17 protein-coding genes are annotated in these 25,891 nt (G+C 65.8%); 10 read left to right on the forward strand and 7 right to left on the reverse strand.

The window, feature by feature from the left end; all coding sequences use genetic code 11:
• Positions 1–43: 43 nt before the first annotated feature.
• Positions 44–3,373, reverse strand: coding sequence for a M10 family metallopeptidase C-terminal domain-containing protein (locus ACFOM8_RS17950; RefSeq protein WP_377763546.1), 3,330 nt, complete (start codon positions 3,371–3,373; stop codon positions 44–46).
• Positions 3,374–3,968: 595 nt separating this feature from the next.
• On the opposite strand from ACFOM8_RS17950, the gene ACFOM8_RS17955 reads away from it, so the two are divergent.
• The 6 genes from ACFOM8_RS17955 to choX all read left to right on the forward strand — a co-directional run bounded on the left by ACFOM8_RS17955 (position 3,969) and on the right by choX (position 11,140).
• On the forward strand, positions 3,969–5,570 hold the full coding sequence (locus ACFOM8_RS17955; RefSeq protein WP_377763547.1) for an ABC transporter substrate-binding protein: 1,602 nt from the start codon (positions 3,969–3,971) through the stop codon (positions 5,568–5,570).
• A 71-nt stretch (positions 5,571–5,641) separates the two neighbouring features.
• Positions 5,642–6,649: an ABC transporter permease subunit gene (locus tag ACFOM8_RS17960; RefSeq protein WP_377763549.1), complete on the forward strand. Its 1,008-nt coding sequence runs from the start codon at positions 5,642–5,644 to the stop codon at positions 6,647–6,649.
• Positions 6,646–7,545 carry an ABC transporter permease subunit gene (locus ACFOM8_RS17965; protein ID WP_377763551.1) on the forward strand — a complete coding sequence of 300 codons (900 nt, stop codon included), beginning with the start codon at positions 6,646–6,648 and terminating at the stop codon, positions 7,543–7,545. Before ACFOM8_RS17960 ends, ACFOM8_RS17965 begins: the two co-directional genes overlap by 4 nt.
• A 5-nt stretch (positions 7,546–7,550) precedes the next feature.
• Complete coding sequence (locus tag ACFOM8_RS17970; RefSeq protein ID WP_377763552.1) at positions 7,551–8,390, forward strand: ABC transporter ATP-binding protein; 840 nt, start codon at positions 7,551–7,553, stop codon at positions 8,388–8,390.
• The gene (locus ACFOM8_RS17975; RefSeq protein WP_377763554.1) at positions 8,387–9,232 is read left to right on the forward strand and encodes an ATP-binding cassette domain-containing protein; all 846 of its coding nucleotides are present in this window, start codon (positions 8,387–8,389) and stop codon (positions 9,230–9,232) included. Before ACFOM8_RS17970 ends, ACFOM8_RS17975 begins: the two co-directional genes overlap by 4 nt.
• A gap of 972 nt (positions 9,233–10,204) precedes the next feature.
• The gene (gene choX / locus ACFOM8_RS17980; protein WP_377763556.1) at positions 10,205–11,140 is read left to right on the forward strand and encodes a choline ABC transporter substrate-binding protein; all 936 of its coding nucleotides are present in this window, start codon (positions 10,205–10,207) and stop codon (positions 11,138–11,140) included.
• Here choX and ACFOM8_RS17985 read toward each other — a convergent pair.
• The 3 genes from ACFOM8_RS17985 to ACFOM8_RS17995 form a co-directional block, all read right to left on the reverse strand.
• Entirely contained in the window at positions 11,129–12,025 is an 897-nt protein-coding gene (locus ACFOM8_RS17985) for a GlxA family transcriptional regulator (protein ID WP_377763557.1), read from the reverse strand. The two genes, choX and ACFOM8_RS17985, sit on opposite strands and share 12 nt — an antisense overlap.
• Positions 12,026–12,145: 120 nt before the next feature.
• A complete protein-coding gene (locus tag ACFOM8_RS17990) occupies positions 12,146–13,579 on the reverse strand; it encodes a carnitine 3-dehydrogenase (protein ID WP_377763559.1) in 1,434 nt (477 codons plus the stop codon).
• A complete protein-coding gene (locus ACFOM8_RS17995; RefSeq protein ID WP_377763561.1) occupies positions 13,576–14,499 on the reverse strand; it encodes a BKACE family enzyme in 924 nt (307 codons plus the stop codon). The genes ACFOM8_RS17990 and ACFOM8_RS17995 overlap by 4 nt, the downstream gene beginning before the upstream one ends.
• On the opposite strand from ACFOM8_RS17995, the gene ACFOM8_RS18000 reads away from it, so the two are divergent.
• Positions 14,468–15,535, forward strand: coding sequence for a GlxA family transcriptional regulator (locus ACFOM8_RS18000; RefSeq protein WP_377763562.1), 1,068 nt, complete (start codon positions 14,468–14,470; stop codon positions 15,533–15,535). The genes ACFOM8_RS17995 and ACFOM8_RS18000 overlap by 32 nt on opposite strands.
• Positions 15,536–16,077: 542 nt before the next feature.
• On the opposite strand, the gene ACFOM8_RS18005 is transcribed toward ACFOM8_RS18000, so the two are convergent.
• Positions 16,078–16,797, reverse strand: coding sequence for a GntR family transcriptional regulator (locus ACFOM8_RS18005; protein WP_377763564.1), 720 nt, complete (start codon positions 16,795–16,797; stop codon positions 16,078–16,080).
• Positions 16,798–17,452: 655 nt separating this feature from the next.
• On the opposite strand from ACFOM8_RS18005, the gene ACFOM8_RS18010 reads away from it, so the two are divergent.
• The 3 genes from ACFOM8_RS18010 to ACFOM8_RS18020 all read left to right on the forward strand — a co-directional run bounded on the left by ACFOM8_RS18010 (position 17,453) and on the right by ACFOM8_RS18020 (position 21,394).
• Positions 17,453–18,538 carry a DUF475 domain-containing protein gene (locus ACFOM8_RS18010; RefSeq protein ID WP_377763565.1) on the forward strand — a complete coding sequence of 362 codons (1,086 nt, stop codon included), beginning with the start codon at positions 17,453–17,455 and terminating at the stop codon, positions 18,536–18,538.
• 159 nt (positions 18,539–18,697) lie between these two features.
• Positions 18,698–20,158 carry an APC family permease gene (locus ACFOM8_RS18015; protein ID WP_377763567.1) on the forward strand — a complete coding sequence of 487 codons (1,461 nt, stop codon included), beginning with the start codon at positions 18,698–18,700 and terminating at the stop codon, positions 20,156–20,158.
• Between the two features lie 132 nt (positions 20,159–20,290).
• Positions 20,291–21,394: a zinc-binding dehydrogenase gene (locus tag ACFOM8_RS18020; RefSeq protein WP_377763568.1), complete on the forward strand. Its 1,104-nt coding sequence runs from the start codon at positions 20,291–20,293 to the stop codon at positions 21,392–21,394.
• Between the two features lie 340 nt (positions 21,395–21,734).
• Here ACFOM8_RS18020 and ACFOM8_RS18025 read toward each other — a convergent pair whose 3' ends face one another.
• Positions 21,735–24,101, reverse strand: a complete 2,367-nt coding sequence (locus tag ACFOM8_RS18025) for an AI-2E family transporter (RefSeq protein ID WP_377763569.1) — start codon at positions 24,099–24,101, stop codon at positions 21,735–21,737.
• Between the two features lie 114 nt (positions 24,102–24,215).
• Positions 24,216–25,580, reverse strand: coding sequence for a chromate efflux transporter (gene chrA, locus ACFOM8_RS18030; protein WP_377763571.1), 1,365 nt, complete (start codon positions 25,578–25,580; stop codon positions 24,216–24,218).
• Positions 25,581–25,891 lie beyond the last annotated feature (311 nt).

The raw sequence follows: 25,891 nt of genomic DNA on the forward strand, positions 1-25,891 counted from the left end.
TGTGTTGGGCGGGACGCGGAACCGCGCCCCGCTCCGAGCGTCGTCAGACGATGTAGAAGTCTTCGGCGGTCAGGTCGAGACCCGTGCCCAACCGCGCGAACCTGATCGCGTCCGCCTGGCCCGATCCGTCGGAATCGAACGACAGAAAGCCGTCGGCGCGGTCGTACAGGATGCGGTCGTCGGCATCCCGCGCGGCGCCGGTCGGGCTGCTGCGGAACGCCCCGAAGGCCAGAAGGCCCAGGTCGCCGATCCCTTCGAACACGTCCTGCGCCAGAAGGATCAGGTCGTCGGCCGCATCGAAATCCCTGATCCGGTCGATGTTGCCGTCGCCAAGCGCCGTCGAGAAGCGGAAGCTGTCCTCGCCCGCGCCGCCGATCAGCAGGTCCGCGGCCAGCCCCCCGTCCAGAAGGTCTCCCCCGGCCCCGCCGCGCAGCGCGTCCTGGCCCGCGACGCCCGGCCGGACCGGTTCGGGCGGGAACTCCACCGACACGTTCAGCTCGTAGGTCGAGCCTTCGGGAACCGAAGCCGACCAGCCGTCGCCCGGGGCGTCGGGCGACCAGCTTCCCTCGACGATGTAATAGGTGCCGGTCTCCTCGACGGTGAACACGGTCGAGGAATCGCGGTTGCTGGTCGAGCCCGGATCGCCGCCGCCGTCGTCGTTCTCGGCGACGATGTTGCCGTCGCTGTCCAGCAGCCTGACCCAGCTGTCATGGACATTGGGATCGGCGATGCCGTCGATGTCGATGGTGATCAGCGTCCCCGCCGCCAGGTCGATCTTGTAATAGCCGCCTTCGCCGGTGCCGGTGGCGTTGACGGTCGTGTGCAGCACCGTGGTCGAATCGAAGATGTCCGGGTCGGCCGCCAGCGAGAAGTTGTCGGAAATGTCGAAGGCGGTTTCGATGGAGCCGTTCGTCGCGTCCGCCCCCAGGGTGGCATAGCCGCTGCCCAGGCCGGGACGCGGAACGGCCTCGCCCTGGTCGGCGAAGTCGCCCAGCAGGGTGTCGTCGCCGCGCCCGCCGCGAAGATCGTCGTCGCCGCCTTGCCCGATCAGCAGGTTGGCGCCGCCGTCCCCGTTCACCCGGTCGTCCGACCCCGAAGCCGAGACGTTCTCGATCGAGGCATAGGTGTCGCCCTCGGACCCGCCCAGCGACAGGTCGATGCGGACGCCGTCCGCGGCATAGGCATAGTCCGCGGTGTCGCGGCCCGCGCCGCCCGTCAGCGTGTCGCGGCCCGCGCCGCCGGACAGGGTGTCGTCGCCCGATCCGCCGGACAGCGCGTTGGCTCCGTCGCCGCCGGCGAGGTGGTCGTCGAAGAACGAGCCGACCGCGTTCTCGATCCCGGCCAGGATGTCGTGGCGGATCACGGTGCCCCGCCCGACGATCTGCACCGGACCGTCGGCGTCGCCGCCCCGGGCCGACCCGTCGGCAAGGTCGATTCTGACCGCCGCCGAACTGCCCGCGTAAACGACCGTGTCGGTTCCCTCGCCACCGTTCATGTAATCCTGGCCCGCGCCGCCGATGATCGTGTCGTCGCCGCCTTCGCCATAGATGATGTCGCCGTCGTTGCCGCCGTCCAGCAGGTCGTTGCCGTCGCGGCCGTTGAAGTAGTCGCCGCCGCCCTGTCCGCGGAAATGGTTCGCCGCCGCCGTGCCGACAAAGCGGTCGATCCGGTCGTCCGACCCGATCAGGTTCTCGATGCTGTAGAACGTGTCGCCCGACCCGGTGCCGCCGCTGGCGACGTTGGTTTCCAGGTTGACCAGCAGCTGGAACGGGCTTTCCCGGCTGAAATCGACCGTGTCGCTGCCCGCGCCGCCCCGGAACACGTCAACGCCGTCCTGGCCCATCATCAGGTCGTCGCCGTTGCCCCCGTCCAGCGTGTCGTCGCCCGCGCCGCCGAAAATGGTGTCGTCGCCGTTGCCGCCGTAAAGCGCATCGGCGCCGTCGTCGCTTTCGGTCTGATCCTCCAGATCCGCGACGGCGATGGTGTTGTTGATGTCGCGGCTGGCCAGCGAATCGCGTCCGCCGATGATCAGGTCTTCGCCGCCCAGGCCGAAGATCGTGTTGCCCCCGGCGCCCCCGTCCAGCGTGTTGTTGCCCTGATCGCCCAGCAGGATGCCGGCCAGGGGCGTGCCGCCGCCCGCGGGTTCGCCGCCGCCGTTGCCGCCGGGATCGACCGGCGTGGCGCCGGAATAGACGATGGTTTCGACATTCGCGATCTCGCCCAGGTCCAGCCCTTCGGCCAGCACGACAACCGTGTCGTTGCCGCCGTCCGCCTCCTCGCGCACGATGTCGTCGGCCGAATCGACGAAATAGATGTCGTCGCCGCCGTTTCCGGCCATGCGGTCGCCGCCGCCGCGTCCGTCAAGGACATTGGCCCCGTCGTTGCCGATCAGGATGTCGGCGAAGCGGCTGCCGATGCCGCCCTCGACATGGTATTCGGTCTGGTCGGCGTTGTGCCCGGCAAAGATTGACACGTTGTTGTTGTGGCCGTTCACGCTGGAAAACCGGCCCGCGCGCAGATCCAGGATCGTGCCCGCCGTCGAGCCGGAAAAGTCGATGGTGTCGTTGCCGCCGGTGTCGTGGATGACGAAGCCGATGTCGCGCTGCATCCCGGTTGCCGTCAGCTCGTAGCCGTAGACGGTGCTGTTGAAGCCGTAAACGTCGTCGCCGGTGTTCAGGTCGATCGTCTGGTAGACCCGCTCTCCGTCCTCGCCCACGGTCGAGAAGAACCGGCGGATCACGGCCTCGATGTCGGCGGTCAGCGGCGTCGCGGCCGACCAGCGGCTTTCCTCACCCACGTCGATGCCGTCGAAATAGGACATGACGCTGTATTGCTGGCGGTCATAGATCCAGGTGGCGTTGTTCAGATAGTTGATCTGCACGCCGCCGGGGCCGCTGTAATTGTAAAGGCCGGGATGGTTCAGGCCGAATTCGTGGCCGAACTCGTGGACAAAGGAATCGAACACATAGCCGCCGATGTCGGTCAGGTTCGGTTCGGTGTCATGGAACCGCTGGCCGATGCTGACATAACGGTTGCTGGAAAAGGCGCTGCCGTCGCTGGGTTCGCCCAGTTCGGGGCTGACCACCTGCATCCAGTCGGTGGCGCGGTTGAAGGGCGCGTCGTCGACGATCTCGAACTCCAGCGGCGTGACGCTGGACCATACCGACAGCGCGCCGATGGCGGCGGCCTTGTAGTCGGGATGGTTGTTCAGCTCCTGGACGTTGATCCGCAGCGGCTCGGCCGCGATGGCGGGCGTCAGGCTGCGGTTCAGCGCGCCGAGATAGTCCAGAAAGGCCTCGTAATCCTCGCTCTTGCCGTATGGGTTGTCGGGGGTCTGGTCGTTGATCCACCATTCTTCGCTGTTCTGGGTCATGGTTGGCATAGGATGGATCTCCCTGTTCAGATGTTTTTGGATGGCGATCGTTGCACCGCGCAATCGCTTGAAGACCGGGCACGCGGGGCGTGTGTCGCTTCAAGAACCTATCACCAGAGTTGATCATGAGGCCCGTATCGACACCTGTCCACGATTCAAAAGACCGCTTCCGGCGGACCTCAATCGATAAAAAACAACAACTTGTGCGATGACGCCCAAACGCTTGGCGGAATGCCGCTTGTGGGATTTGCACGATGCGCAAATTTCTGCCTTCACGAAGTTTTGGGGGAACCTTTCGCCGACAGCGCCTTTGCAGTCCGGCGAGTTCCTTCAACTGAAGGATGAAAATCATCGGGCGGGGCCGATCACGGCCTGCCGAGCCGGTTCGGGCCGTAACGGGAAAATCGGTCCGCGCCGTTTTGGGTAAGAAAGGTTGACCTTACGTCCGGCTTGCAGGTTGTGCAGGGAACCCGCTTTACAGGCCATGGCCGATGGCGCAACTTGCCTCATCGGAAACATGCCCAAGAAATACGCACCGCGAGTCACGGGCGGCAACGCGGTCGCAGTTCAACAGAGAGCGAAAAGGATCATGCGCATGAAACACCTGTCCCGCAGCCTTCTGGCCGTATCGGCCCTGGCCCTGACCACCGCGGTGGCCGAAGCCAAGACCTTTGTTTACTGCTCGGAAGCCTCGCCCGAGGGGTTCGACCCCTCTCCCTACACGGCCGGCACCACCTTTGACGCGTCGGGCCACCCGATCTACAACCGCCTGACCGAGTTCAAAAAGGGCACCACCGAAGTCGAGCCGGGCCTGGCCGAAAGCTGGGAAGTGTCTGAGGACGGCACCGAATACACCTTCAAGCTGCGCCAGGGGGTCAAGTTCCATTCGAACGACCGCTTCACCCCGACCCGCGACTTCAATGCCGACGACGTGATCTTCTCGTTCCAGCGGCAGGGCGATCCCAACCATCCGTGGCACCAGTACATCCCCGGCATCACCTACGAATACTACACCTCCATGGACATGCCGAACCTGGTGAAGTCCGTCGAGAAGATCGACGACTACACCGTCAAGTTCACGCTGAACCGGCCGGAAGCGCCGTTTCTGGCCAATATCGCGATGCCCTTCGCCTCCATCGTGTCCAAGGAATACGCCGACGCGCTGGAAGCCGCGGGCACCCAGCAGGATCTGAACAACCTGCCGATCGGCACCGGCCCGTTCCGCTTCGTGGCCTATCAGAAGGACGCCGTGATCCGGTACCAGAAGAACCCCGATTACTGGGGCGAGGCGCCCAAGATCGACGACCTGATCTTCGCGATCACGCCCGATCCCTCGGTCCGCCTGCAAAAGCTCAAGGCCGGCGAATGCCACCTGATGCCCTATCCCTCGCCCGCGGATCTGGAATCGATCCGGGCCGATGACAGCCTGAAGCTGGACGAGCAGCCGGGTCTGAACGTGGGCTATCTCGCCTACAACACCACGGTCGCGCCCTTTGACAACCCCAAGGTCCGCAAGGCGCTGAACATGGCCGTCAACAAGCAGGCCATCATCGACGCGGTGTTCCAGGGCGCCGCCGAACCGGCCAAGAACCCGATCCCGCCGACCATGTGGTCCTATAACGAAGCCGTCGAGGACGATCCCTACGATCCCGAGGCCGCCAAGGCGATGCTGGAGGCCGAGGGCGTCACCGGCCTGTCGATGAACATCTGGGCGATGCCGGTCCAGCGGCCCTACATGCCCAATGCCCGCCGCACGGCCGAACTGATGCAGGAAGACCTGTCCAAGGTCGGCGTCAACGCGCAGATCGTGTCCTACGAATGGGGCGAATACCTGTCCAAGTCGATGGAAGCCGGTCGCGACGGCGCGGTGATCCTGGGCTGGACCGGCGACAACGGCGACCCCGACAACTTCCTGTCGGTGCTGCTGTCCTGCGATTCCGCCAAGGAAGGCGGCGCGAACCGCGCCTTCTGGTGCAACGAGGAATTCTCGGACCTGCTGCAACAGGCCAAGGTGACCTCCGACCAGGCGGAGCGCACGAGGCTCTACGAGCAGGCCCAGGTGATCTTCAAGGACCAGGCGCCCTGGCTGACCATCGCCCATTCCACCCAGTACGTGCCGATGCGGTCCGAGGTGACGGGCTTTGTCATGAGCCCGCTGGGCGACTTCACCTTTGAAACCGTGGATCTGGCCGAGTAAGCCTGCCTCACATCGTCCGACAAACGAACGCGCGGGCCGAAAACCCGCGCGTTCCCCAAGGAACAAGGCATATGGTCCGTTTCCTGCTTTCAAAGCTGTTGTATCTGATCCCGACATTCCTGGGGATCACCATCGTGGCCTTCGGCTTTGTCCGCATCCTTCCGGGCGATCCGGTGCTGCTGATGGCGGGCGAACGCGGCGTCTCGCCGGAACGCCATGCCGAACTCAGCGCGCAGCTGGGCTTCGACAAGCCGGTCGTGATGCAGTATCTCGATTTCCTGGGGCGCCTGCTGCAAGGCGACTTGGGCAATTCGCTGGTCACGAAAAGGCCCGTGCTGGACGAATTCCTGGCGCTGTTCCCGGCCACGCTGGAACTGGGCCTGTGCGCCATCGTGATCGCCACGCTGATCGGCGTGCCGGTGGGCGTGCTGGCGGCGATCAAGCGCGGCAGCTGGTTCGACCAGGTGTCCATGACCTCGGCGCTGGTGGGCTTTTCGATGCCGATCTTCTGGTGGGGCCTTTTGCTGATCATCTTCTTTTCGGGCTTTCTGGGCTGGACTCCGGTGTCCGGCCGAATCAGCCTGATGTATTACTTTCCCGACGGAACCGGCTTCATGCTGATCGACAGCCTGATGTCGGGGCAGGACGGCGCCTTCGCGTCGGCCGTCAGCCACCTGATCCTGCCTTCGGTCGTGCTGGCCACCATCCCGCTGGCGGTGATCGCGCGCCAAACCCGCTCCGCCATGCTGGAGGTGATGGGCGAGGATTACGTCCGCACCGCCCGCGCCAAGGGGATGCCCGCGCGCCGGGTGATCGGCGTGCACGCGCTGCGCAACGCCATGATCCCGGTTGTCACCACCATCGGCCTTCAGATCGGCGTTCTGATCGCGGGCGCCATCCTGACCGAGACGATCTTCAGCTGGCCCGGCATTGGCAAGTGGATGATCGATTCCATCTCGCGCCGGGACTATCCGGCGGTGCAGTCGGGCCTGCTGCTGATCGCGGGCCTGGTGATGGCGGTGAACCTGCTGGTCGATCTGACCTATGGCCTCATCAACCCGAGGATCCGCGCGACATGAGCGACACCGCACAACTTTCGACCGCCGCGATCCGCCGCCGGATGCTGGCCGAGTTCTGGTTCTATTTCCGCCAGAACCGCGGCGCCGTGGCCGGGCTGATCATTTTCGTCCTGCTGGTGCTGACGGCGGTTCTGGCCCCGTTCCTGGCGCCGCACGACCCCACCACCCAGTATCGCGACGCCTTTCTGCTGCCGCCGGCCTGGCAGGACGGCGGCCGGGCCGAGTTCCCGCTGGGCACCGACGCGGTGGGCCGGGACATGCTGTCGCGGCTGATCTTCGGCGCGCAGTATTCGCTGTTCATCGGCATCGTCGTGGTGGCGATCGCCCTGGTCGGCGGCGTCGTCATCGGCCTGGTCGCGGGGTTCTTCCGTGGCTGGGTTGACACGGTCATCATGCGCGTGATGGACGTGATCCTGGCCTTTCCGTCGCTGCTGCTGGCGCTGGTGCTGGTTGCTGTGCTGGGGCCGGGGCTGACCAACGCGATGATCGCCATCGCCATCGTTTATCAGCCGCATTTCGCCCGCCTGACCCGCGCCGCCGTGATGGGGGAAATGCAGCGCGAATACGTCACCGCCGCGCGCGTGGCCGGCGCGGGCAACCTGCGCCTGATGTTCAGGACCATCCTGCCCAACTGCCTGGGTCCGCTGATCGTGCAGGCCACGCTGTCCTTTTCCTCGGCCGTGCTGGATTCGGCAGCCCTCGGCTTTCTGGGCATGGGCGCGCAGCCGCCCGCGCCCGAATGGGGCACCATGCTGGCCGAGGCGCGCGAATTCATCCTGCGCGCCTGGTGGGTCGTCACCCTGCCGGGGCTTGCCATCCTGGTCTCGGTTCTGGCCATCAACATGATGGGCGACGGGCTGCGCGACGCGCTCGACCCCAAGCTGAAGCGGAGCTGATGCCCATGTCCCTGCTGACCATCCGAAACCTGACCGTGAAATTCGCCACCGCCACCGGCAGCTTCACCGCCGTGGACGGGGTGGACCTGTCCGTGGACCGGGGCGAGGTTCTGGCCATCGTGGGCGAATCGGGGTCGGGCAAGTCGGTGTCGATGCTGGCGGTGATGGGCCTTCTGCCCGACACCGCCACCGTCACCGCCGACCAGATGACCTATGACGGCCAGGACATGCTGGCCATGACCGAGGCGCAGCGGCGCAAGCTGATCGGGCGCGAGATCACCATGATCTTCCAGGAGCCGGTGGCCTCGCTGAACCCGTCCTTCACCGTGGGCTTCCAGATCGAGGAGGTTCTGCGCCTGAACCTGGGCCTGTCGGGCAAGGCCGCCCGGCAGCGCGCGGTCGAACTGTTCCGCGCCGTGGGCATTCCCGAGCCCGAGGAAAAGCTGAAGGCCTATCCGCACCAGATGTCGGGCGGGCAGTGCCAGCGGGTGATGATCGCCATCGCCATCGCCTCGAACCCGCGGCTGCTGATCGCGGACGAACCCACGACGGCGCTTGATGTGACCATCCAGAAGCAGATCCTGGATCTGCTGATGACCCTTCAGGAGGATTACGGCATGGGCCTGATCCTGATCACCCATGACATGGGCGTGGTGGCCGAAACCGCCGACCGCGTGGTGGTCCAGTACAAGGGCCGCAAGATGGAGGAGGCCGAGGTGCTGGACCTGTTCGAGAACCCGCAAAGCCCTTACACCCGCGCGCTGCTGTCGGCCCTGCCGGAACATGCGACCGGCGACCGCCTGCCCACCGTGTCCGACTTTTTCGACACGGAGGCCGCGCAATGATCCCCGTTGTCGAGGGACGCGGCATCGTCCGCGACTACCACGTTCCGGGCAGCATGTTCCGCCGCGCCAGAACCGTCCGCGCGGTCAAGGGCATCGACTTCAGCGTGCAGAAGGGCAAGACCCTGGCCATTGTCGGCGAATCCGGCTCGGGCAAGTCCACCCTGGCCCGCATCATCGCGCTGATCGACGCCCCGTCCGGGGGAGAACTGCTGATCGACGGCCAGCGCGTGGACATCGCCGCCCGCCGTCCCGGCCCCGACCTGCGCTCCAAGGTGCAGATGGTGTTCCAGAACCCCTACGGCAGCTTGAACCCGCGCCAGAAGATCGGCGACGTGCTGACCGAGCCGCTGGTCATCAACACCGGCACGCCTGCCGCCGAACGACGCGACCGGGCCAAGGCGATGCTGGAAAAGGTCGGGCTGCTGCCCGAACACTACAACCGCTATCCGCACATGTTCTCGGGCGGGCAACGCCAGCGCATAGCCATCGCGCGGGCCTTGATGCTGAACCCGTCGCTGCTGGTCCTGGACGAGCCGGTCTCGGCGCTGGACCTGTCGGTGCAGGCGCAGGTGCTGAACCTGCTGGCCGACTTGCAGGACGAGATGGGCCTGACCTATGTCTTCGTCAGCCACGACCTGTCGGTGGTCCGCTACATCGCGGACGAGGTGATGGTGATCTCGAAGGGCGAGGCGGTCGAACAAGGCTCGCGCGAGGCGATCTTCGCCAACCCGACCCACCCTTATACCCGGCAGCTTTTCGCCGCGACCCCCGTGACCGATGTGGAAGCGATCCGGGCCCGCGTCGCCCGCCGCAAGGCCGCGCGGCAGGCGGCGACTGTCTGAAGGCGGCTTCGCGGCCCGCAATCGGGCGGGCAGGTCCGTCCGCAAGCCCCCGGCCGTCCATCGCCCCGGCCGGGCAAGCGCGGACGATGCGGTCGCCCCGGCCGGGCAAGCGCGGACGATGCGGTCGCCCCGCGCGGTCAGAACCATGGCCCTTGGGTCGCAACCCGCCGACGCCCGGCGCGGCGGGATGCAGGGCGGGCGCCGCCCCTCGCCCCCGGCACCCTGATCGCCATCCCTTCACCCCGACGGGTTCCTGCGGCATGGACCGGATCCGCGACCTGACGCGGGCACGGGATCGCGCGCGGTCGCCCGCCGCACCTCCTTGGCCCGAGCAGACCAACCGCCGGACCAGGATCGTGACAAAGCGGACGGCGAAGTCCCGTTGGCTGTGCCGCGCGACCGGAGGGTAGCTTTGAGCCCGTGTTGATCCGGAAGGGCCGGACCCGGATCGACGGAACGATGACAAACTCATCGGGCTTATGCCGCCGGTTTGTCGGTGGGCGATGTTCAGGCCCGTCTTGAGGAACTCTATGGTCTGTCCTCCGCTGCGCGATTCTCGAGCGAACGCCATTCGTATTCTCTTAGGCGAACGCGGCTCGATCCGCGCCCACTCTCCCTCGCTCAGCCAGAACAAATGCCCTCGCATGACTCGCCTCCATGGCCTCGCGAAAGAAGTGAATCATGCAAACACACGCAAGGAAATCCTCAAGTGAGCACCAACCCTAGAGCGCGATAATTCTACCTGGTGCCTACAGTTTGTACCCCAGCGGCAGAGGCGCATAGGTATCAGATCGTGGTTCTGCATGTCCTGTTAAGACCAACCACGATGACACGGGACGATAATACCCTTAGCAATGTTGCGCATAATGGAAAGAACCCTGCGCGGTTTGCCAACCATGTCCTGTCCTAGGGCATATCTTTGCTAAGGCGACGGGATTGCAAAATCCTTTACCAGCAACGAAGGGGAGAACCATGAAGAAGATCGCCGCGACACTTCTCGCATCCTTTGCATTCCTGCCACAGGTTCATGCGGCAGAACCCGACCAGTGCCGAAACCCCAGCTTTTCCGACGTCGGCTGGACCGACATCACCGCCACCACCTCGGCTGCAAGCTTGGTGCTTGAGGCGTTGGGATATGATCCAGAGGTTCAAGTCCTGTCGGTTGCCGTGACCTTCGAGTCGTTGAAGCAAGGTGATACGGACATCTTCTTGGGCAACTGGATGCCGTTGCAAGAGCCGATCCAGAAGCCGCTGGTCGATGCCGGAGAGATCGAGGTCGTCCGTCCCAATCTGGAAGGCGCATTGATCGGGTTTGCAGTCCCGGCCGCCACATATGAAGCCGGATTGAAGACCTATGGCGACATTGCCAGGTTCAAGGACCAACTTGACGGCAAGATCTACGGGATCGAGTCCGGCAGCAGTGCGAACACCACCATCCTGGAGACGATCGCGAACAATGGCTTCGACCTCGGCGATTTCGAACTTGTCGAGTCGAGCGAGCAAGGCATGCTGGCCCAGGTCGAGCGCGCCATTCGGGCAGAGGACGACATCCTGTTCTTCGGCTGGCGTCCCCATCCGATGAACGTGCGCTATGACATCGAATACCTGACCGACGGCAACAACATGTTCGGCCCTGAAGACGGTGCCGCAACCGTGCTGACGAACACGCGCAAGGGTTTGTCGGCGGACTGCCCGAACCTGGGCAAGTTCCTGGCAAACCTATCCTTCACCGTCGAGGCAGAGGACGTGATGATGTCCTATATCCTGGACGAGGGGATGGAGGGGCGCGAGGCGGCCAACCGGTGGCTGAAGGACAACCCGGCTGTGCTGGAAGCCTGGCTTGATGGCGTGACCACGGTGGATGGCGAACCCGGTCAGGCAGCCGCCATGGCCAAGCTAGATCTGTGAACCTTTTCTGGCGGCAGATGGTGTTTGCCCGAACTGCCGCCGGAAGGCCCTCGACAGCGAGGCGATCGAAGAAAAACCTGTCCGCACTGCGATATCGGCCATGGGCAGCCGGGTATCGGTGACCAGCCGTCGAGCCGCCTGCAAACGCAGCGACAGGTAATAGACTGCTGGAGAGCACTGGGTTGACCGGCGAAACAGAATTTCAACCGTGCGGATCGAGCAGCCAATGCGTTTCGCGATGTCGTGGATCGTCAGCGTTGTGTCGATATGCTGCTCCATGATCCGGATCGACCGAGTCAGCCGTGGATCGATCCGGCTGTTGCGACCCAGCGATACCAGAGGCTGGGCGTCCGAGGGCAGCCGCACCTCGTCATAGACATAAAGGCTTGCGACGTTCAGGGCAGCACCAAAGCCCTGGCGGGCCCGGACCAGCGCCAGCATGAAATCTAGGGCCGGGGCCGCGCCGCCCGTCGTGAAGACCGTGCCATCCACCACCCAGCGGTCGGGGATCACGCGGACCTGCGGAAAGCGCACGGCGAAGTCCTCCAGATCCTCCCAATGGGTGGTGGCCCGGCGCTGATCCAGAAGGCCAGCCATCGCCAGCACCCAACTGCCTGCCTCGACGCCCCCGACCATGCGCGCGCGGCGCGCCGCCTGCCGCACCGCGGCCAGCATCGAGGGCGAGGCATGTCCGGTGACGTTGAAGGCGGCAACCACGATCAGAACGTCACAGCGGTCCTGGGGCGCGAAGCGGCCGTCCACCTGAAGCGTCAGACCACAACTGGTCGTAATGGACCGGCCGTCCATCGACACGACTTTCCAGCAATAGGGCCGCTGACCCGAAATCCGGTTCGCGGCCCGCATCGGGTCAAGCGTGGCTGCCATGCTCATCAACGAAGCGTCAGGCAAGACCAGGATCGTGACCGTCAGGGGCTGGTTCGACGGCTGGAAAACCGTGTCGTTACAATTCACCACATCGCTGGCCCCTTTCGATAGCCCCACTCGCTAGGTTGGGCCGGTGGCGGGCTGGCCGACAAAACGACCGGCCCCCTCGGCTTCCAGACCAGCGTGGGACGCCACCCAGCCGGACAAGCTTTCCGATACTGCGCCTTCTGGTTCGCTGCTGCGGCGGGTGGAAAGGTCAGTATGGATCAGCATCGTCTCGACCGTGGCGGCAAGGGCGTCGTCGCCACGCCACAGGCGGTGAAACAGATGCAGGCGCTTGCCTTTCCCCGCCAACACTTGCGTGGTGATGGTCAGGCGGTCACCCGCATGGATTTCATCGAGATAGCGGATATGGTTCTCGACCGTGAAGTAGCTGCGGCCCGAGGCGACATAGGCCGCGTCCGCGCCGATCATCTCCATGAACCGATCCGTCGCCAGCGACGCGGCTTCAAGATAGTGGGCTTCGTTCATATGGCCATTGTAGTCGGTCCAGCTGATGGGGACTTGACGGGTGGCGGTGACCGGCAATCCATCTCGCTCGCCTATATCGGCCAGAGTTTCTTCATGCGCGCGGACAACGCCGCCCGCGCCGCTGCCCATGCGCCGCAGCGCGCGGATGATGCCGACCACATTGTCGTCGCGCAGCCGTTCCAGATCCCGGATCGACAAATGTCCCGACTGGATGTCGGACTGCGATGCGATCAGGTCAACCAGGTCGTCGTTGAAGTCCGGCACGTCCGTCAGCTTCGTCCAGGGCCAGGAAAGCGCAGGGCCGAACTGCGCCATGAAATGCGCCATGCCGGCCTCGCCCCCGGCGATCCGATACGTCTCGAACAGGCCCATCTGAGCCCAGCGGATGCCGAAGCCCATGCGGATCGATTCATCGATTTCCGCGGTGGTGGCGATGCCGTCCTTGACCAGCCAAAGCGCCTCGCGCCAGACGGCCTCCAGCAAACGGTCCGCGATATGGGCGTCGATCTCCTTGCGGACAACCAAGGGATACATACCGATGGCGCGCAGGATGTCAGCGGCTTTGGCGCACGTTGCCGGATCGCCCACCAATTCGACCAGCGGCAACAGATAAACCGGGTTGAACGGATGGGCCACAATGGCCCGGGTTCCAGACGCGTTCAGTTCCGACGGCTTGAAGCCCGAGGTCGAGGAGCCGATCACCGCCTCCGGCCCGGCGGCCTGCTGGATCGCAGGCAGGATGCGATGTTTCAGGGACAGGGTTTCAGGAACGCTTTCCTGCACCCAATCGGCGCCTGCCGCAGCATCGGCCAAATCCGCGTGAAAAGTCAGCCGGCCTTCGGGCGGCAGTGCTCTGTCATAGAGCGCGGGCAGGGCGCGCCGGGCATTGGTCAGGACCTCGCCGATCTTGCGTTCGGCCTGGGAATCGGGATCGAAGACCGCAACGTCCCAGCCGTTGAGCAGAAAGCGCGCGGCCCAGCCACCGCCGATGACCCCTCCGCCGATGATGGCTGCCTTGCTCATGCCGCAACTCCCTTCGGAGCGCGTTTCACCAGACCCAGCTTTTCTCGCACTTCGCGAGGACTTATGACGCGCGCGCCCATGGTTTCGATGATCGTGGCGGCCCGTTCGACAAGTTGTGCGTTCGAGGCAAGTTGGCCCTTGCCCAGCCACAGGTTGTCCTCCAACCCGACGCGCACATTGCCGCCCGCCAGCACGGCCGCCGCGACATAAGGCATCTGATCGCGACCCAGACTGAAGGCCGACCAGCACCAATCCTCGGGCACCGCATTCACCATGGCCATAAAGGTGTTGAGGTCGTTGGGCGCCCCCCACGGCACCCCCATGCAGAGTTGCACGAGAGCGGGCCCCGCCAACGTGCCTTCGCGAACCAGTTCCTTGGCAAACCACAGGTGGCCAGTATCGAAGGCCTCGATTTCCGGCTTCACGCCAAGGGCTGTCATCATGCCGCCCATGGCCCTTAGCATTCCTGGGGTGTTGGTCATGACATAGTCGGTTTCGGCAAAGTTCATGGTGCCGCAATCCAGCGTGCAAATCTCGGGCAAACATTCGGCAATATGGGCCATGCGTTCCGTCGCGCCCACCATGTCGGTGCCTGCCGTGTTGACAGGGAAGGGCGCTTCCGTATGGCCGAAGACGATGTCGCCGCCCATGCCGGCGGTCAGGTTCAGCACGACGTCCGTATCGGCTTCACGGATGCGTTCTGTGACCTCCCGATAAAGATCCAGCCGGCGCGACGGCCTGCCTGTTTCCGGATCGCGCACATGGCAGTGAACCACGGCCGCCCCCGCCTTTGCCGCCGCAATGGCGCTGTCGGCGATCTGCTTCGGACTGCGCGGCACATGCGGCGACCGGTCCTGTGTCGACCCCGATCCGGTAACCGCGCAGGTGATGAAGACGTTCTTGTTGATGGCCAGCGGCATTGCAACCTTCCTCTATTCGGAAGGTCACAGGCTAAAGCTTTTTTTCTTCATGAATTGGTCCTATTTCTTCACTGAAAGTCCAAATCCGTCAAAGTTCGTCATGCGCGTTGCTATCCTGCTGTTCGAGGGATTTTCGAACATGGTCCTGTCCTGCCTGCTTGAACCGCTGCGGGCGGTCCGCGACCAGGGGCAGGAAAATCTGCGCTGGCAGGTGCTGACGGCGGATGGAAACCCGGTGCGGTCATCAAGCGGGCTTCTGGTGGCTCCTGACGCTGTGCGGGGTGGATCCCTTGACCTGCTGATCGTGGTCGCAGGCTATGGTTTTCGCGAACATTGCAACGCCAGCGGTATGCGCCGCATGTCATCGCTGTCCCGGCAAAGCAGGGTCGTTATCGGTGCTGATACAGGGCCATGGCTTCTTGCGGCCGCAGGACTGCTTTCAGGACATCGCGCCACGATCCACTGGTCGCTGCTTCCCGAATTCTCCGAAGCCTTTCCCGACGTTCATGTGGACCCCACGCCCTTCGTCATGGAAGGCCGGTTCTGGTCCTGCGGCGACGCATCCGGGGCCTTAGGTCTGATCCTGAAGTTGATCCAAGACCGTTTCGGCAAGGGCAGCGCCTTCCTGGCTTCTTCCATGTTCCTCCATGACAGCGATCATTCCACGGTCCGCGCAGGAACCCGGATCCTCTTGACCACGGGCAAGGCTTCGGCCCGTCTTCATCACGTGATTGATCTGATGGTTGAGATGATCGAGACGCCCGTGCCGATCACCCAGATAGCCGCGCGGTCCGGTCTCTCGCTGAGCAGTATGGAGCGGCTGTTTCGCGGCGAGGCCGGAATGTCACCCGGCCGCTATTTCCAGATGCTGCGCCTGACCCGGGCCCGAGATCTTGCCCGCAGTACGAACCTCGATGTCCAGACCATCGCGCTTCGCTGCGGGTATTCAAGCCCATCTGCGTTGGGAAAGGCATATAGGAATGCCTTTGGAGGGCCGCTCCGACCGTTTGGACGCAGGCATCGGGAAGAAGCCTGACGCTTAGGGAACCTGCAAGAACTCCGGCGATTCCCGTCAACGTGCTGCCGATACAGACCTTATACTCTGGCGAGAGATCAGCCTTTGTCGCCCTTCTTGCGCTGCACCGTCGTGACATGAACCGGCAACTTTTCTGGCCGAAATGGCCGGGCGACACTTCATTGACCGATTTGGCTGTCGGCAACCTGGCTATCTGCTGACGGCGCATAGCTTCAACCCGATGATGGCGCTGGCGGGCGCCACCCCCCGGCATGCCGGTCGATCACCTGCTGGTGCCCGTAGACGCAAGAGGCCAGTCCAAGAGGCCAGTCATGGATGCAAAGGGACTGACCGCGCACCGCGCCGCGCGCGAGATCAAGGCCGGGATGCTGGTCAGCCAGAGGCTCGGCCTGAACAGCGCAGGGCTTCGGCGGCTTTCCCGCCCAACCCGGGCTGAAGACCCGCAAAGACGCCGCGAGCGGCCCCGGGCCGACCGCCGCGAAGACCTTGTGGGAACGCGGCTGGCAGACAGAGGGGGACCGGCCGCGACGTATCGGCGGCGGTCACGCCGACCGGCGAAGGCCCGTCAGGTTCACGCCGGTCGCATAGTTTTCCTTCATGAAGTCGAAAAAGTTGTCGCGGAACTGCCTTGTATGGGCATGGGCCAGCGCGTCCGCGCGCTCGATGTCCTTCTGGCGGATCGCCTCCAGCATGTCGTTGTGCTCGTCCGTCAGCAGATAGCCGTCCGAGGTGCGTTCCAGGAACTCGAAATGCAGGTGCAGCATCCGACGGCCCTGCTTCAGCAGGCGTTCGTAGAAGGACGCGATATAGGGGTTCTTGCCGGCATGGGCGATGGCCATGTGGAACTGCATGTTGGCATGGGACATCTTCAGCCAGTCGGCCTTGCCGACCGCGTCCTCGAAATCCTTCTGGCGCTGCGCGATCGCCAGCAGATCCTGTTCGCCGCGCAGCTCTGCCGCCAGCCGCGTGTTCAGCCGCTGCGCCACGTCCAGCGCCTCGACGTATTTCGGAAAGCTCAGCACGTCGATGGGCGCCACGATGGTCGAGCGGTTCTGGAGCGTGACCACCAGATCCTCGCCCGCCAGCCAGATCAGCGCCTCGCGCACCGGGGACCGCGACATCCTGAAGCGGTCCGCGATGGTGGTTTCGTCCAGAAGCTGCCCCGGTTGCAGCTTCAGGGTCAGGATCTCGTCATGAAGCGTATCATAGATGTGCCGCCAGCCGGTCCCCTTGGCGCGCTTGGTCTTGGCATCGTCTTCCATCTGTGGCGTCCTTGTGCTGCCGGCCCGGAAAGCATGCCGCCCCGCGTGCCGACCGTGACCGCAACGGCATGTCGTCTTGTTGTCGACATTAGGCACAATCGGTTTCACTGTCGAGACCCATCCCGCTGGAAAAGCAGACCAGGGCCGTTGTCGGGCGCTTCGAGGCGGCCGTGCGGCAATCCCCCCGGGGTTCGGATCGTCGTCGGCCGAGGTCCTGCGCAACGGCCCCTGACGCGGACCGCTTCGACGCGACGTGGGGTCCAGGCGACGGTGCCGCGTCGGTTGCCGAATAAGACGGCTGCGGGCCGCCCGGACCGACGGCTGAAAACAACCGCCACCGTGCGGCAGGACCCCTGCGCCCGCCATCTCCGTGTCGTGCCGCCCGGCCGCCCTGCCGATGCGGATGCCGGACCGCCGTGCGCACCGGCAGCGCCGCCATGGCGTGATGGCCGCGCGGGCGGCGCGGGACGGGATGAAATGGCGTTCCTGCCGCGTTCCGCGAATTGACCGCTTCCGAAATCGGCCCGGCCGACGTATAGACGCGCATCCGCGCACCTGCGGATGCAGACTGGGTGACCGGGCCCCTCTGGCGGATGTGGCGGCACATCCGTGATGTCGGCACTGATCCTTGAACCAGCCGCCTGGACCTTTTCGCATGGAAAACGGACTGTCCTCTCCTGGCCCGAGCCCCGACGCCCGGCCGCTTCTCCGCTATTTCACCTGGGCCTTCATCGTCACGGCGTTGGGCCTGATCCTGGGCGCCTATCTGGGCTGGCAGATGACCGGAACCGTCGGCGGCATGCTGACCATCTTCTTCATCTGCCTGGTTCTGGCGATCCTGGAAATCTCGCTGTCCTTCGACAACGCCATCGTCAACGCCAACAAGCTGAAGGAAATGACCCCGGTGTGGCAGCGCCGCTTTCTGACCTGGGGGATCCTGATCGCGGTGTTCGGGATGCGGATCGTGTTTCCGCTGCTGATCGTGGTGATCGCCGCCAGGATCGGCCCGTGGGAGGCCGTGGTTCTGGCCGCCGCACGGCCCGAGGAATACGCCCGCATCATGCACGACGCGCACCTGCCCATCGCGGCCTTCGGCGGCACCTTCCTGATGATGGTCGGGCTGTCCTTCTTCTTCGACCACGAGAAGGACGTGCACTGGGTCCGCTGGCTGGAATCCAAGATGCAGAAATACGCCACCATCCGCGGCATCGAGGTCGCCCTGGTGCTGTCGCTGATCCTGATCTTCTCGCGCTTCCTGGATCCCGTGGAATCCGAGGTTTTCTTCAAGTCCGCGATCTGGGGCCTTCTGACCTTCCTGCTGGTCGAGGTTCTGGGCGGGCTGCTGGACAGCACTCAGGAAACGCTGGTCGCGGGGGCCAAGGGCGGCCTGGGCGCGTTTCTGTATCTGGAGGTGCTGGACGCGTCCTTCAGCTTTGACGGCGTGATCGGGGCGTTCGCGCTGACCCAGAACCTGTTCATCATCGCCATCGGGTTGGGGATCGGGGCCATGTATGTGCGGTCCATGACCATCATGCTGGTGGAAAAGGGCACGCTGGCCCAGTACCGCTATCTGGAACACGGCGCCTTTTACGCGATCATCGCCCTTTCGGTGATCATGTTCCTGCAATCCTTCGTCCAGATCCCCGAGGTTGTCACCGGCCTGGGCGGCGCGGCGCTGATCGGGGTGTCGCTGTGGTCCTCGATCCGCTGGAACCGCAAGACCCGCCAGGCCGACGCCTGAAACGCCACCGGCCGCGGAGCGTTCCGCGGCCGGGCAAGCGGGACCGCGGCCCGGGAAATGGCCCGGGTCGGCAGGGCGGACCACGATGCCGGCGGGAGATTCCGCTTGCCGGATCGGACCTTGCGGGCCAGTCTTGAACGACACCGCAAGGGGGGCGACATGTCACAAGCACATCCTGCCGGGGCGGCGCACCAGCCCGAGCTGCACCGCGTCATGGGTCCGAAGCTGTTGTTGCTGTTCATCGTCGGCGACATCCTGGGAACCGGCGTCTATGCCCTGACCGGCACCGTCGCCGCCGAGGTCGGGGGCGCTGCCTGGGCGCCCTTCCTTGTGGCCTTTCTGGTGGCCACGATCACCGCCCTTTCATATCTCGAGCTGGTGACGCGCTATCCGCAGGCGGCGGGGGCGGCGCTGTATGCGCACCGCGCCTTCGGCATCCATTTCCTGACCTTTCTGGTGGCCTTTACGGTGATGTGTTCGGGGATCACCTCGGCCTCGACGGCATCCAACGCCTTTGCGGGCTTCCTGAACGACGGCTTCGGCCTGGGCCTTGCCAAGGGCGGCGCCGGCATTCTGGCTCTGGCGCTCGGCTTCATGGCGCTGGTGGCGGCCGTCAACCTGCGAGGGGTGGGCGAAAGCGTCAAGGCGAACGTCGTGCTGACCTTTGTGGAACTGACCGGCCTGCTGATGATCATCTTCGTGGGCTTTTACGCCATGTCCCAGGGCCGCGCCGACTTTTCCGAGGTGATGGTTTTCCGCTCGTCCGAGGAAAAGGGCGCCTTCCTGTCCCTGACCGCCGCGACCGCCCTGGCCTTCTTCGCCATGGTCGGATTCGAGGATTCGGTCAACATGGCCGAGGAGGTCAAGGATCCCGTCCGCATCTTCCCGCGCATCATGCTGAGCGGGCTGGCGATCACGGGCGTGATCTATGTCCTGGTGTCGATCTGCGCGGTGGCCCTGGTGCCGGTGGGGGATCTCTCGGACCCCGACAAGGGATCGGCCCTGACGCAGGTGGTGCGGGCGGGCGCGCCGAACCTGCCCTTCGACCGGATCTTCCCGTTTATCGGCATGTTCGCGGTCGCGAACTCGGCCTTGATCAACATGCTGATGGCCAGCCGCCTGATCTATGGCCTGGCGCGGCAGGGGGTTCTGCCGCATGGACTGGGGCTGGTCCACCATGCCCGCCGCACGCCCTGGGTGGCGATCCTGTTCACGACCGCGCTGGCCTTCGGGCTGATCTGGTTCGTGGTCACGCGCTCGGACCTTCCGGCGGTCAGCCTGCTGGGGGGAACCACCTCGCTGCTGTTGCTGTGCGTCTTCACGGTGGTCAACGTCTCGCTGATCGTGCTGCGGCGCCGTCCGGTCGAACACGGCCATTTCCGCGCGCCGGGCATCACGCCCTGGATCGGCGCGGCAAGCTGCGCCTTTCTGGCCGGGCCGTGGGCGCGCAGCGCGGCGCAGATGGACCAGTACCGCATCGCCGCCTGGCTGCTGGCCATCGGCATCGTCCTGTGGGCCGCCACCTGGGTCTGGAACAAGGCGCACCGCAAGCCGCATCCGGGAAGCCTGGGCGATGTGGACCGGATGAGAGAGCATCACGGCGATTCGCCGCGGAACTGAGCCGCCGGACGCGGCCGCCCTTCGCCGGCGCGCGGTCGGGTCGCACCGGCTTTTCCGGGCCATGCGCCGTCAAAGCGGTTGAACCCGGCGGCCGACTGCGGGACAGTCGGCCGAACCGCAGCCGGAGGACACATGAACCGCGACAGCCTGGAACTGAGAACAACCGTTTCCGCCGACGGCACGCTGCGGCTGCACCTGGAGCGGGTCATCCTGCCCGAACCCGGTCCGGGCCAGCTGCTGGTGCGGGTCGAGGCGGCGCCGATCAACCCGTCCGACCTTGGGCTGATGTTCGGCCCGGCCGACCTGTCCACGCTGAGCCGGGACGGCGACGCGCTGACCGCCCGCATCCCGGATGCGGCCATGCCCGCCCTGCGGTCCCGGATCGGCCAGTCCCTGCCCGTTGGCAACGAGGGAGCGGGAACCGTTGTCGCGGCGGGGCCCGACCAGCAGCACCTGATCGGCAGGCGGGTGGCGATGCTGGGCGGGGCCATGTATGCCCGGCTGCGCCTGATCGGGGCCGGGGATTGCCTGGTCCTGCCCGAGGGCGCCGGGCCCGAGGAAGGTGCCGCGCTGTTCGTCAATCCGCTGACCGCGCTCGGCTTTGTCGAAACCATGCGGGCCGAGGGGCACAAGGCCATCGTTCACGCGCCCGCCGCATCCAACCTGGGGCAGATGCTGGCGCGGATCTGCAAGGCCGACGGCATCGGCCTGGTCAATATCGTCCGCAGCCCCGAACAGGCCGCCCTGCTGCGCGGCCTTGGCGCGGCGCATGTGGTGGACAGCAGCACGGCCAGTTTCCACGAGGATCTGACGCAAGCGGTCGCCGCCACCGGCGCCACCCTGTGCTTTGACGCCATCGGCGGGGGCGAGACAACCAGCATCGTCCTGAACGCCATGGAAACGGTCGCGCTGCGCGACGCCGCCGCCTATGACCGCTACGGCTCGGCGGTGAAGAAGCAGGGCTATATCTACGGCGCGCTGGATACCGGCCCCACCGTCCTGCACCGCAGCTTCGGCTTCAGCTGGAGCGTGGGCGGCTGGCTGCTGTTCCGGGCCTTGCAACGCCTGGAACCCGCCACGGTCGAGCGGATGCGCCAGCGTGTGGTGGAGGAAAGAACAACGACCTTCGCCAGCCACTACACCGCCCGGATCACCCTGGAACAGGCGCTGGAGCCGGAAACGGTCGCGGCCTATGTCCGCAAGGCCACGGGCGAGAAGTACCTGATCACGCCGTGACGGCCGCGCCTCGGTTCGTCCGGCAGGGGGTCGGCCCGGCCTGCCGGTTTTTCGGAAGATGGCCTCGTCGGGACAGGATCGGATAGCCGACCCGGACCAGCAGCGAGTTGATCTTGGGGCGCGACCACTGCCGGGCGGATGTCGCTGCCGCGGACCTTGCCCCCGCGCAGGCGCGACAGGAGGAGGCCGCGGCAATCGCGCTTTGTCCGGTGCAGCACCGCCCTTTCGGCGACAGCGTGCCTGGCGCTTTCGACATCGCCGGACACCAGCACCTTCGGCGCGATCCGCATGTTTGCCATGAACCCGGTCATGGGGGCCGTCAGTTCGCGCGCGCCCGGGTTCAGTCCGGCACCTGCTGGCCCACCGTGGCCGAGACGGCGGGCCTTTCCGGTTCGGGCAGGGGGGCGGATTTCTCGCCGGTCATCCGCTCGGCCACCTCGGCGGCAAGGGTTTCCAGCAGCCGAAGCTCCTCGTCGTCAAGCTCGCGCACCTCGTCATGGATCAGGAACAGCGCGCCCAGAACCACTCCGTCGGCCTGCCGCATGGGCGCCGCGGCAAGGGCGCGGGCCGACCAGGCGCGCAGGATGTCGTGCTGCGCCAGGACCGGATCGCGTTCGATGTCGGGGATCATCAGCGGACCATCCTCGGCCAGCAGCCGGGCTGCCAGGGGCGCCTCGGGGGACAGCATGACAAGGTTGCGCCCGTCCGCCGTGCGCGGGCCGGGCAGGTCGCGGCTGGCGCCGATCACCAGTTCATGGGCGGGGCCGATGGCGATGATCGCGGCGGTCTTCATGTCGAACACATCGGCGGCGCGAAGCGCATAGTCGTTCAGGTCTTCGCGCAGTTCAGGGTCGTCCAGCGCCACGTTCCGCAGGGTCTCGTCCCGCAGTGCGGCGGCCTGCGGATCCTGCGCGACCCCGGCCTCGGCCTTTCTGGCCTCGCTTGTCAGCAACGCGATGCGGCCCGTCGCCTCCTTGATCGAGGCCACAACCGCATCCGCGCCAAGCGCCTCGTGCCGCTGCGGGTCCAGCGCCTCGGGCGGGATGCCCCACAGGCCCAGCACGATCCGGGGCTGCGGCCACCGCGCCCGCAGGCGGCGGATCAGGTTGCGCGCCGCCGCGTCCGGTTCGCGGCTGAAGAAGCTGAGCACCACCACCTGCACGCCCTCGAGTTCCAGCCCCGCGACATAGCGCGAGGTGATGCTGCCCGACGCCCGCACCACGGCGGGCAGGCCGTCCAGGGCAAGGCTGTGGGCCAGCATCTCGCAGGCCTGGCGGTCGATTTCCCACTTGCCCGCGATGCAGGCGACCCGGGGGGCGGCATCCGGCGGCAGGTCGGCGGGATGTTCCTCGCGGATCTCCTCCAGCAGTTCGTCCATGCCGTTGGCGATGCGCAGCCGGTGCTCGGCGCGGGCGTTGTTGATATAGTCGATGCTGGCCTGGCGCAGCACCTCCATCCCTTCGTCGTTGTAAAAGGCGGTGACGGAGGTTTCCTCGATGGCGTCCTCGGCGATGTCGATGGCGTCGTCGGGATCGTTGGCGATGAGGCGCTGGTAGATGCGGGTCGGACGGCTGAGCGCGGGGCCGGATCCCAGCAGCGTTTCGAGGATCGACAGCTGGGGAATATAGCGGCCGACCACCAGCAGGCAGACGGTCAGCGGCGTGGACAGGACCAGCCCCACGGGCCCCCAGATCGCCGTCCAGAAGGTTGCCGCCGCGATCAGCGACAGAACCGACAGCCCGGTGCTGCTGCCGTAAAGCAGCGGCTCGACCACGTTGTTGGACACCAGTTCCAGCGCCAGGATCAGCGCGGCGGTCATCAGCACCATGTTCCAGCCCGGATCGACCGCAAAGGCCAGGCTGAGGGGGAAGATCGCCGACAGGATCGGCCCGACATAGGGGATGAAGCGCATAACGGCCGCCAGCGTCCCCCAAAGGATCCAGCCCGGCACGCCGATGGCCCACAGGCCAAGCGCCATGGGGATCGCATAGGTGACGTTCACCACAAGCTGCATCAGCAGGTATTTCGAGATGCGCTTGCTGGCCTCCTCCAGCGCGTCGGTGGAACGGTGGATGCTGCCGCCCAGGATGCGCAGCAGCCTGTCGCGCAGATCGCCCTGGTCCAGCAGGATCAGCACGACGAAGACCAGCACGATGCCCGCCGTGGCGACCGGGGCCAGAAGCGGCGACAGCCACAGCATGGCGGTCCTGAAGGGCGAGACCGGTTCGGGGATCACGCGCACCCGCTGGGGCGGAACCTCGTTCTCGTCTCCGCCCACGACCTCGGCCACTTCCTTTTGAACGGTGTCCACGGTTTCCAGCGCGCCTTCCAGAAAGCCCGGCCCTTCCATCCGCGCGCCCAGATCCTTGATCTTGGTGCGGATGGTGGACTGATAGGTCGGAAGCTGCGCCCCCAGCGACTGCACCTGCACGGAGACAAGGGCGCCAAGCCCGCCCAGCACCGTCAGCACCATCGCCAGCGTCAGCGCCACGGCCAGCATCCGCGAAAGCCCGTGCCGCACCAGCCAGTGCACCAGCGGTCCCAGGGCAAAGCTGATGAGAAAGGCGACAGCCAGGGGGATCAGCACCACCTGTCCCAGGTAAAGCGCGGCGATGACAATGGCCGCGATCAGCAGGGCCGCGGCAAGGCGCACCACGTCGGTTTGCTGCGGCGGCTCGATGCGGGACGGCGGAAGGGATGGGATCACGGGGCACCGCGCGGCTGGAACGACGATGCCGGAACGCCGGAAAGCGGCTGGCGGTTCACCGCAAGGATGCCGATGTGCGGGCCGGGCCGCCGTCGGCGCGGAGGCGGCGGCCGGTCAGGCGATCCCGGCCAGGCGCAGAACCAGACCCGCCAAGGCGCAGCCTGCCAGCACCGCGACTGCGCCCAGGCGAAAGCGGAACACCGCGATCATCGCCGCGACCACCAGCAGCAGGGCCGCCGGATCCAGCGTGCGCCAGACGGGCCAGTCCAGCGCCAGCCCCCAGGCCGTCAGGGTCCGCAATTGGCCGAACAGCACATGCAGCCCGAACCAGACCGCCAGATTCCCGATCACCCCCACCACCGCCGCCGTGATCGCGGTCAGCGCCGCCGACAGGACATGGTTGTCGCGCAGCCGCTCGACAAAGGGCGCGCCGAGGAAGATCCACAGGAAGCAGGGCACATAGGTCACCCAGGTCGTCAGCAGCCCGCCCAGCGTGCCCGCCAGCAGCGGCGGCATGGCGCCCGGGTCGCGGAACGCGCCCATGAAGCCCACGAATTGCGTGACCATGATCAGCGGGCCGGGCGTGGTCTCGGCCATTCCCAAGCCGTCCAGCATCTCTCCGGGCGCCAGCCAGCCATAGGTGTCGACCGCCTGCTGGGCGACATAGGCCAGGACCGCGTAGGCGCCGCCAAAGGTCACCACCGCCATGACGCTGAAGAACCCCGCGATCTGGGCAAAGACGTTGCCCGGACCCGCTAGCAGGAACAGCGCCGCCACAGGAACCAGCCACAGCGCCAGAAACAGCGCGGACAGGCGCCGGGCCCCGGCCGGGCCGATGCGCGCATGATCGGGCGCGTCTTCGCCCAGCAGGGTTTCGGCGGGGGCCACGGAAACGCCGCCCGCCTTGCCATGGCCCCCGCCCCGAAAGGCCGCAAGCCCCGCCCGCGCGCCCGCAAGGCCGATCAGGCCCGCCGCCAGGATGATCACCGGAAAGGGCACGCCAAGGGCGAAGATCGCCACGAAGGAGCCCACGGCCACGGCGATCATCGCGCCGTTCCTCAGCGCGCGCGCGCCGATGCGGATCACCGCCTGCACGACGATGGCCAGAACGGCGGCCTTCAGCCCGAAAAACAGCGCCCCAAGCGTGTCGGTCTGGCCCCAAAGCGCATAAATCCAGGACAGCGCCATGATCGAGACCAGGCCCGGCAGCACGAACAGCAGCCCCGCGACGATGCCGCCCGGAATGCGGTGCATCAGCCAGCCGATATAGATCGCGAGCTGCATCGCCTCGGGGCCGGGCAGCAGCATGCAGAAGTTCAGCGCGTGCAGGAATCGCTTCTCGCCCAGCCAGCGCTGCTCCTCGACCAGGATGCGGTGCATCAGCGCGATCTGCCCCGCCGGCCCTCCGAAGCTGAGAAGCCCGATCCGCGCCCAGATGCGCGCGGCCTGGGACAGCGTGGGGTAGGGACGATTCTGCATGACGCCTCCGCATCGCCTGACGGGATTTGTGGAAGGCTGCCGCGCCCTGGCGCAAGTCTTTCCTTCCGGCTCCGCCCGACCCGCAAGGTGAGGAGGTCCGCGGGCGGCTTCGGCCCAGGCACCGGCCCAGGCAGAAATCCTATGCGAGCAAGGGATTCCAAGACGGATCCGGGGCAAGGCCAAGAAATTTCGGATTTCGCGGTTTTTCCTCTTGCGTCCTTTGCGCCCCCGGCCTAAATACCGCTTCACCGAAGGCGGGAACGCTGATGGGGACGGGGAAGCGGGCTTTTTGGTTTGTGGACCTTGAGGAA

The organism is Paracoccus angustae (assembly GCF_042648745.1).
GTDB lineage: Bacteria > Pseudomonadota > Alphaproteobacteria > Rhodobacterales > Rhodobacteraceae > Paracoccus > Paracoccus angustae.

Excerpts from the sequence above, each read along its gene's own strand:
- ACFOM8_RS17985 (WP_377763557.1), bottom strand. The coding sequence starts at position 12,025 with ATGGCAGCCACGCTTGACCCGATGCGGGCCGCGAACCGGATTTCGGGT.
- ACFOM8_RS17960 (WP_377763549.1), top strand. The coding sequence starts at position 5,642 with ATGGTCCGTTTCCTGCTTTCAAAGCTGTTGTATCTGATCCCGACATTC.
- ACFOM8_RS18000 (WP_377763562.1), top strand. The coding sequence starts at position 14,468 with ATGAAGACGTTCTTGTTGATGGCCAGCGGCATTGCAACCTTCCTCTAT.
- chrA (WP_377763571.1), bottom strand. The coding sequence starts at position 25,580 with ATGCAGAATCGTCCCTACCCCACGCTGTCCCAGGCCGCGCGCATCTGG.
- ACFOM8_RS18005 (WP_377763564.1), bottom strand. The coding sequence starts at position 16,797 with ATGGAAGACGATGCCAAGACCAAGCGCGCCAAGGGGACCGGCTGGCGG.
- ACFOM8_RS17970 (WP_377763552.1), top strand. The coding sequence starts at position 7,551 with ATGTCCCTGCTGACCATCCGAAACCTGACCGTGAAATTCGCCACCGCC.
- ACFOM8_RS18010 (WP_377763565.1), top strand. The coding sequence starts at position 17,453 with ATGGAAAACGGACTGTCCTCTCCTGGCCCGAGCCCCGACGCCCGGCCG.
- ACFOM8_RS18015 (WP_377763567.1), top strand. The coding sequence starts at position 18,698 with ATGTCACAAGCACATCCTGCCGGGGCGGCGCACCAGCCCGAGCTGCAC.
- ACFOM8_RS17975 (WP_377763554.1), top strand. The coding sequence starts at position 8,387 with ATGATCCCCGTTGTCGAGGGACGCGGCATCGTCCGCGACTACCACGTT.
- ACFOM8_RS17955 (WP_377763547.1), top strand. The coding sequence starts at position 3,969 with ATGAAACACCTGTCCCGCAGCCTTCTGGCCGTATCGGCCCTGGCCCTG.
- ACFOM8_RS17990 (WP_377763559.1), bottom strand. The coding sequence starts at position 13,579 with ATGAGCAAGGCAGCCATCATCGGCGGAGGGGTCATCGGCGGTGGCTGG.
- ACFOM8_RS17965 (WP_377763551.1), top strand. The coding sequence starts at position 6,646 with ATGAGCGACACCGCACAACTTTCGACCGCCGCGATCCGCCGCCGGATG.
- choX (WP_377763556.1), top strand. The coding sequence starts at position 10,205 with ATGAAGAAGATCGCCGCGACACTTCTCGCATCCTTTGCATTCCTGCCA.
- ACFOM8_RS18020 (WP_377763568.1), top strand. The coding sequence starts at position 20,291 with ATGAACCGCGACAGCCTGGAACTGAGAACAACCGTTTCCGCCGACGGC.
- ACFOM8_RS17950 (WP_377763546.1), bottom strand. The coding sequence starts at position 3,373 with ATGACCCAGAACAGCGAAGAATGGTGGATCAACGACCAGACCCCCGAC.
- ACFOM8_RS17995 (WP_377763561.1), bottom strand. The coding sequence starts at position 14,499 with ATGCCGCTGGCCATCAACAAGAACGTCTTCATCACCTGCGCGGTTACC.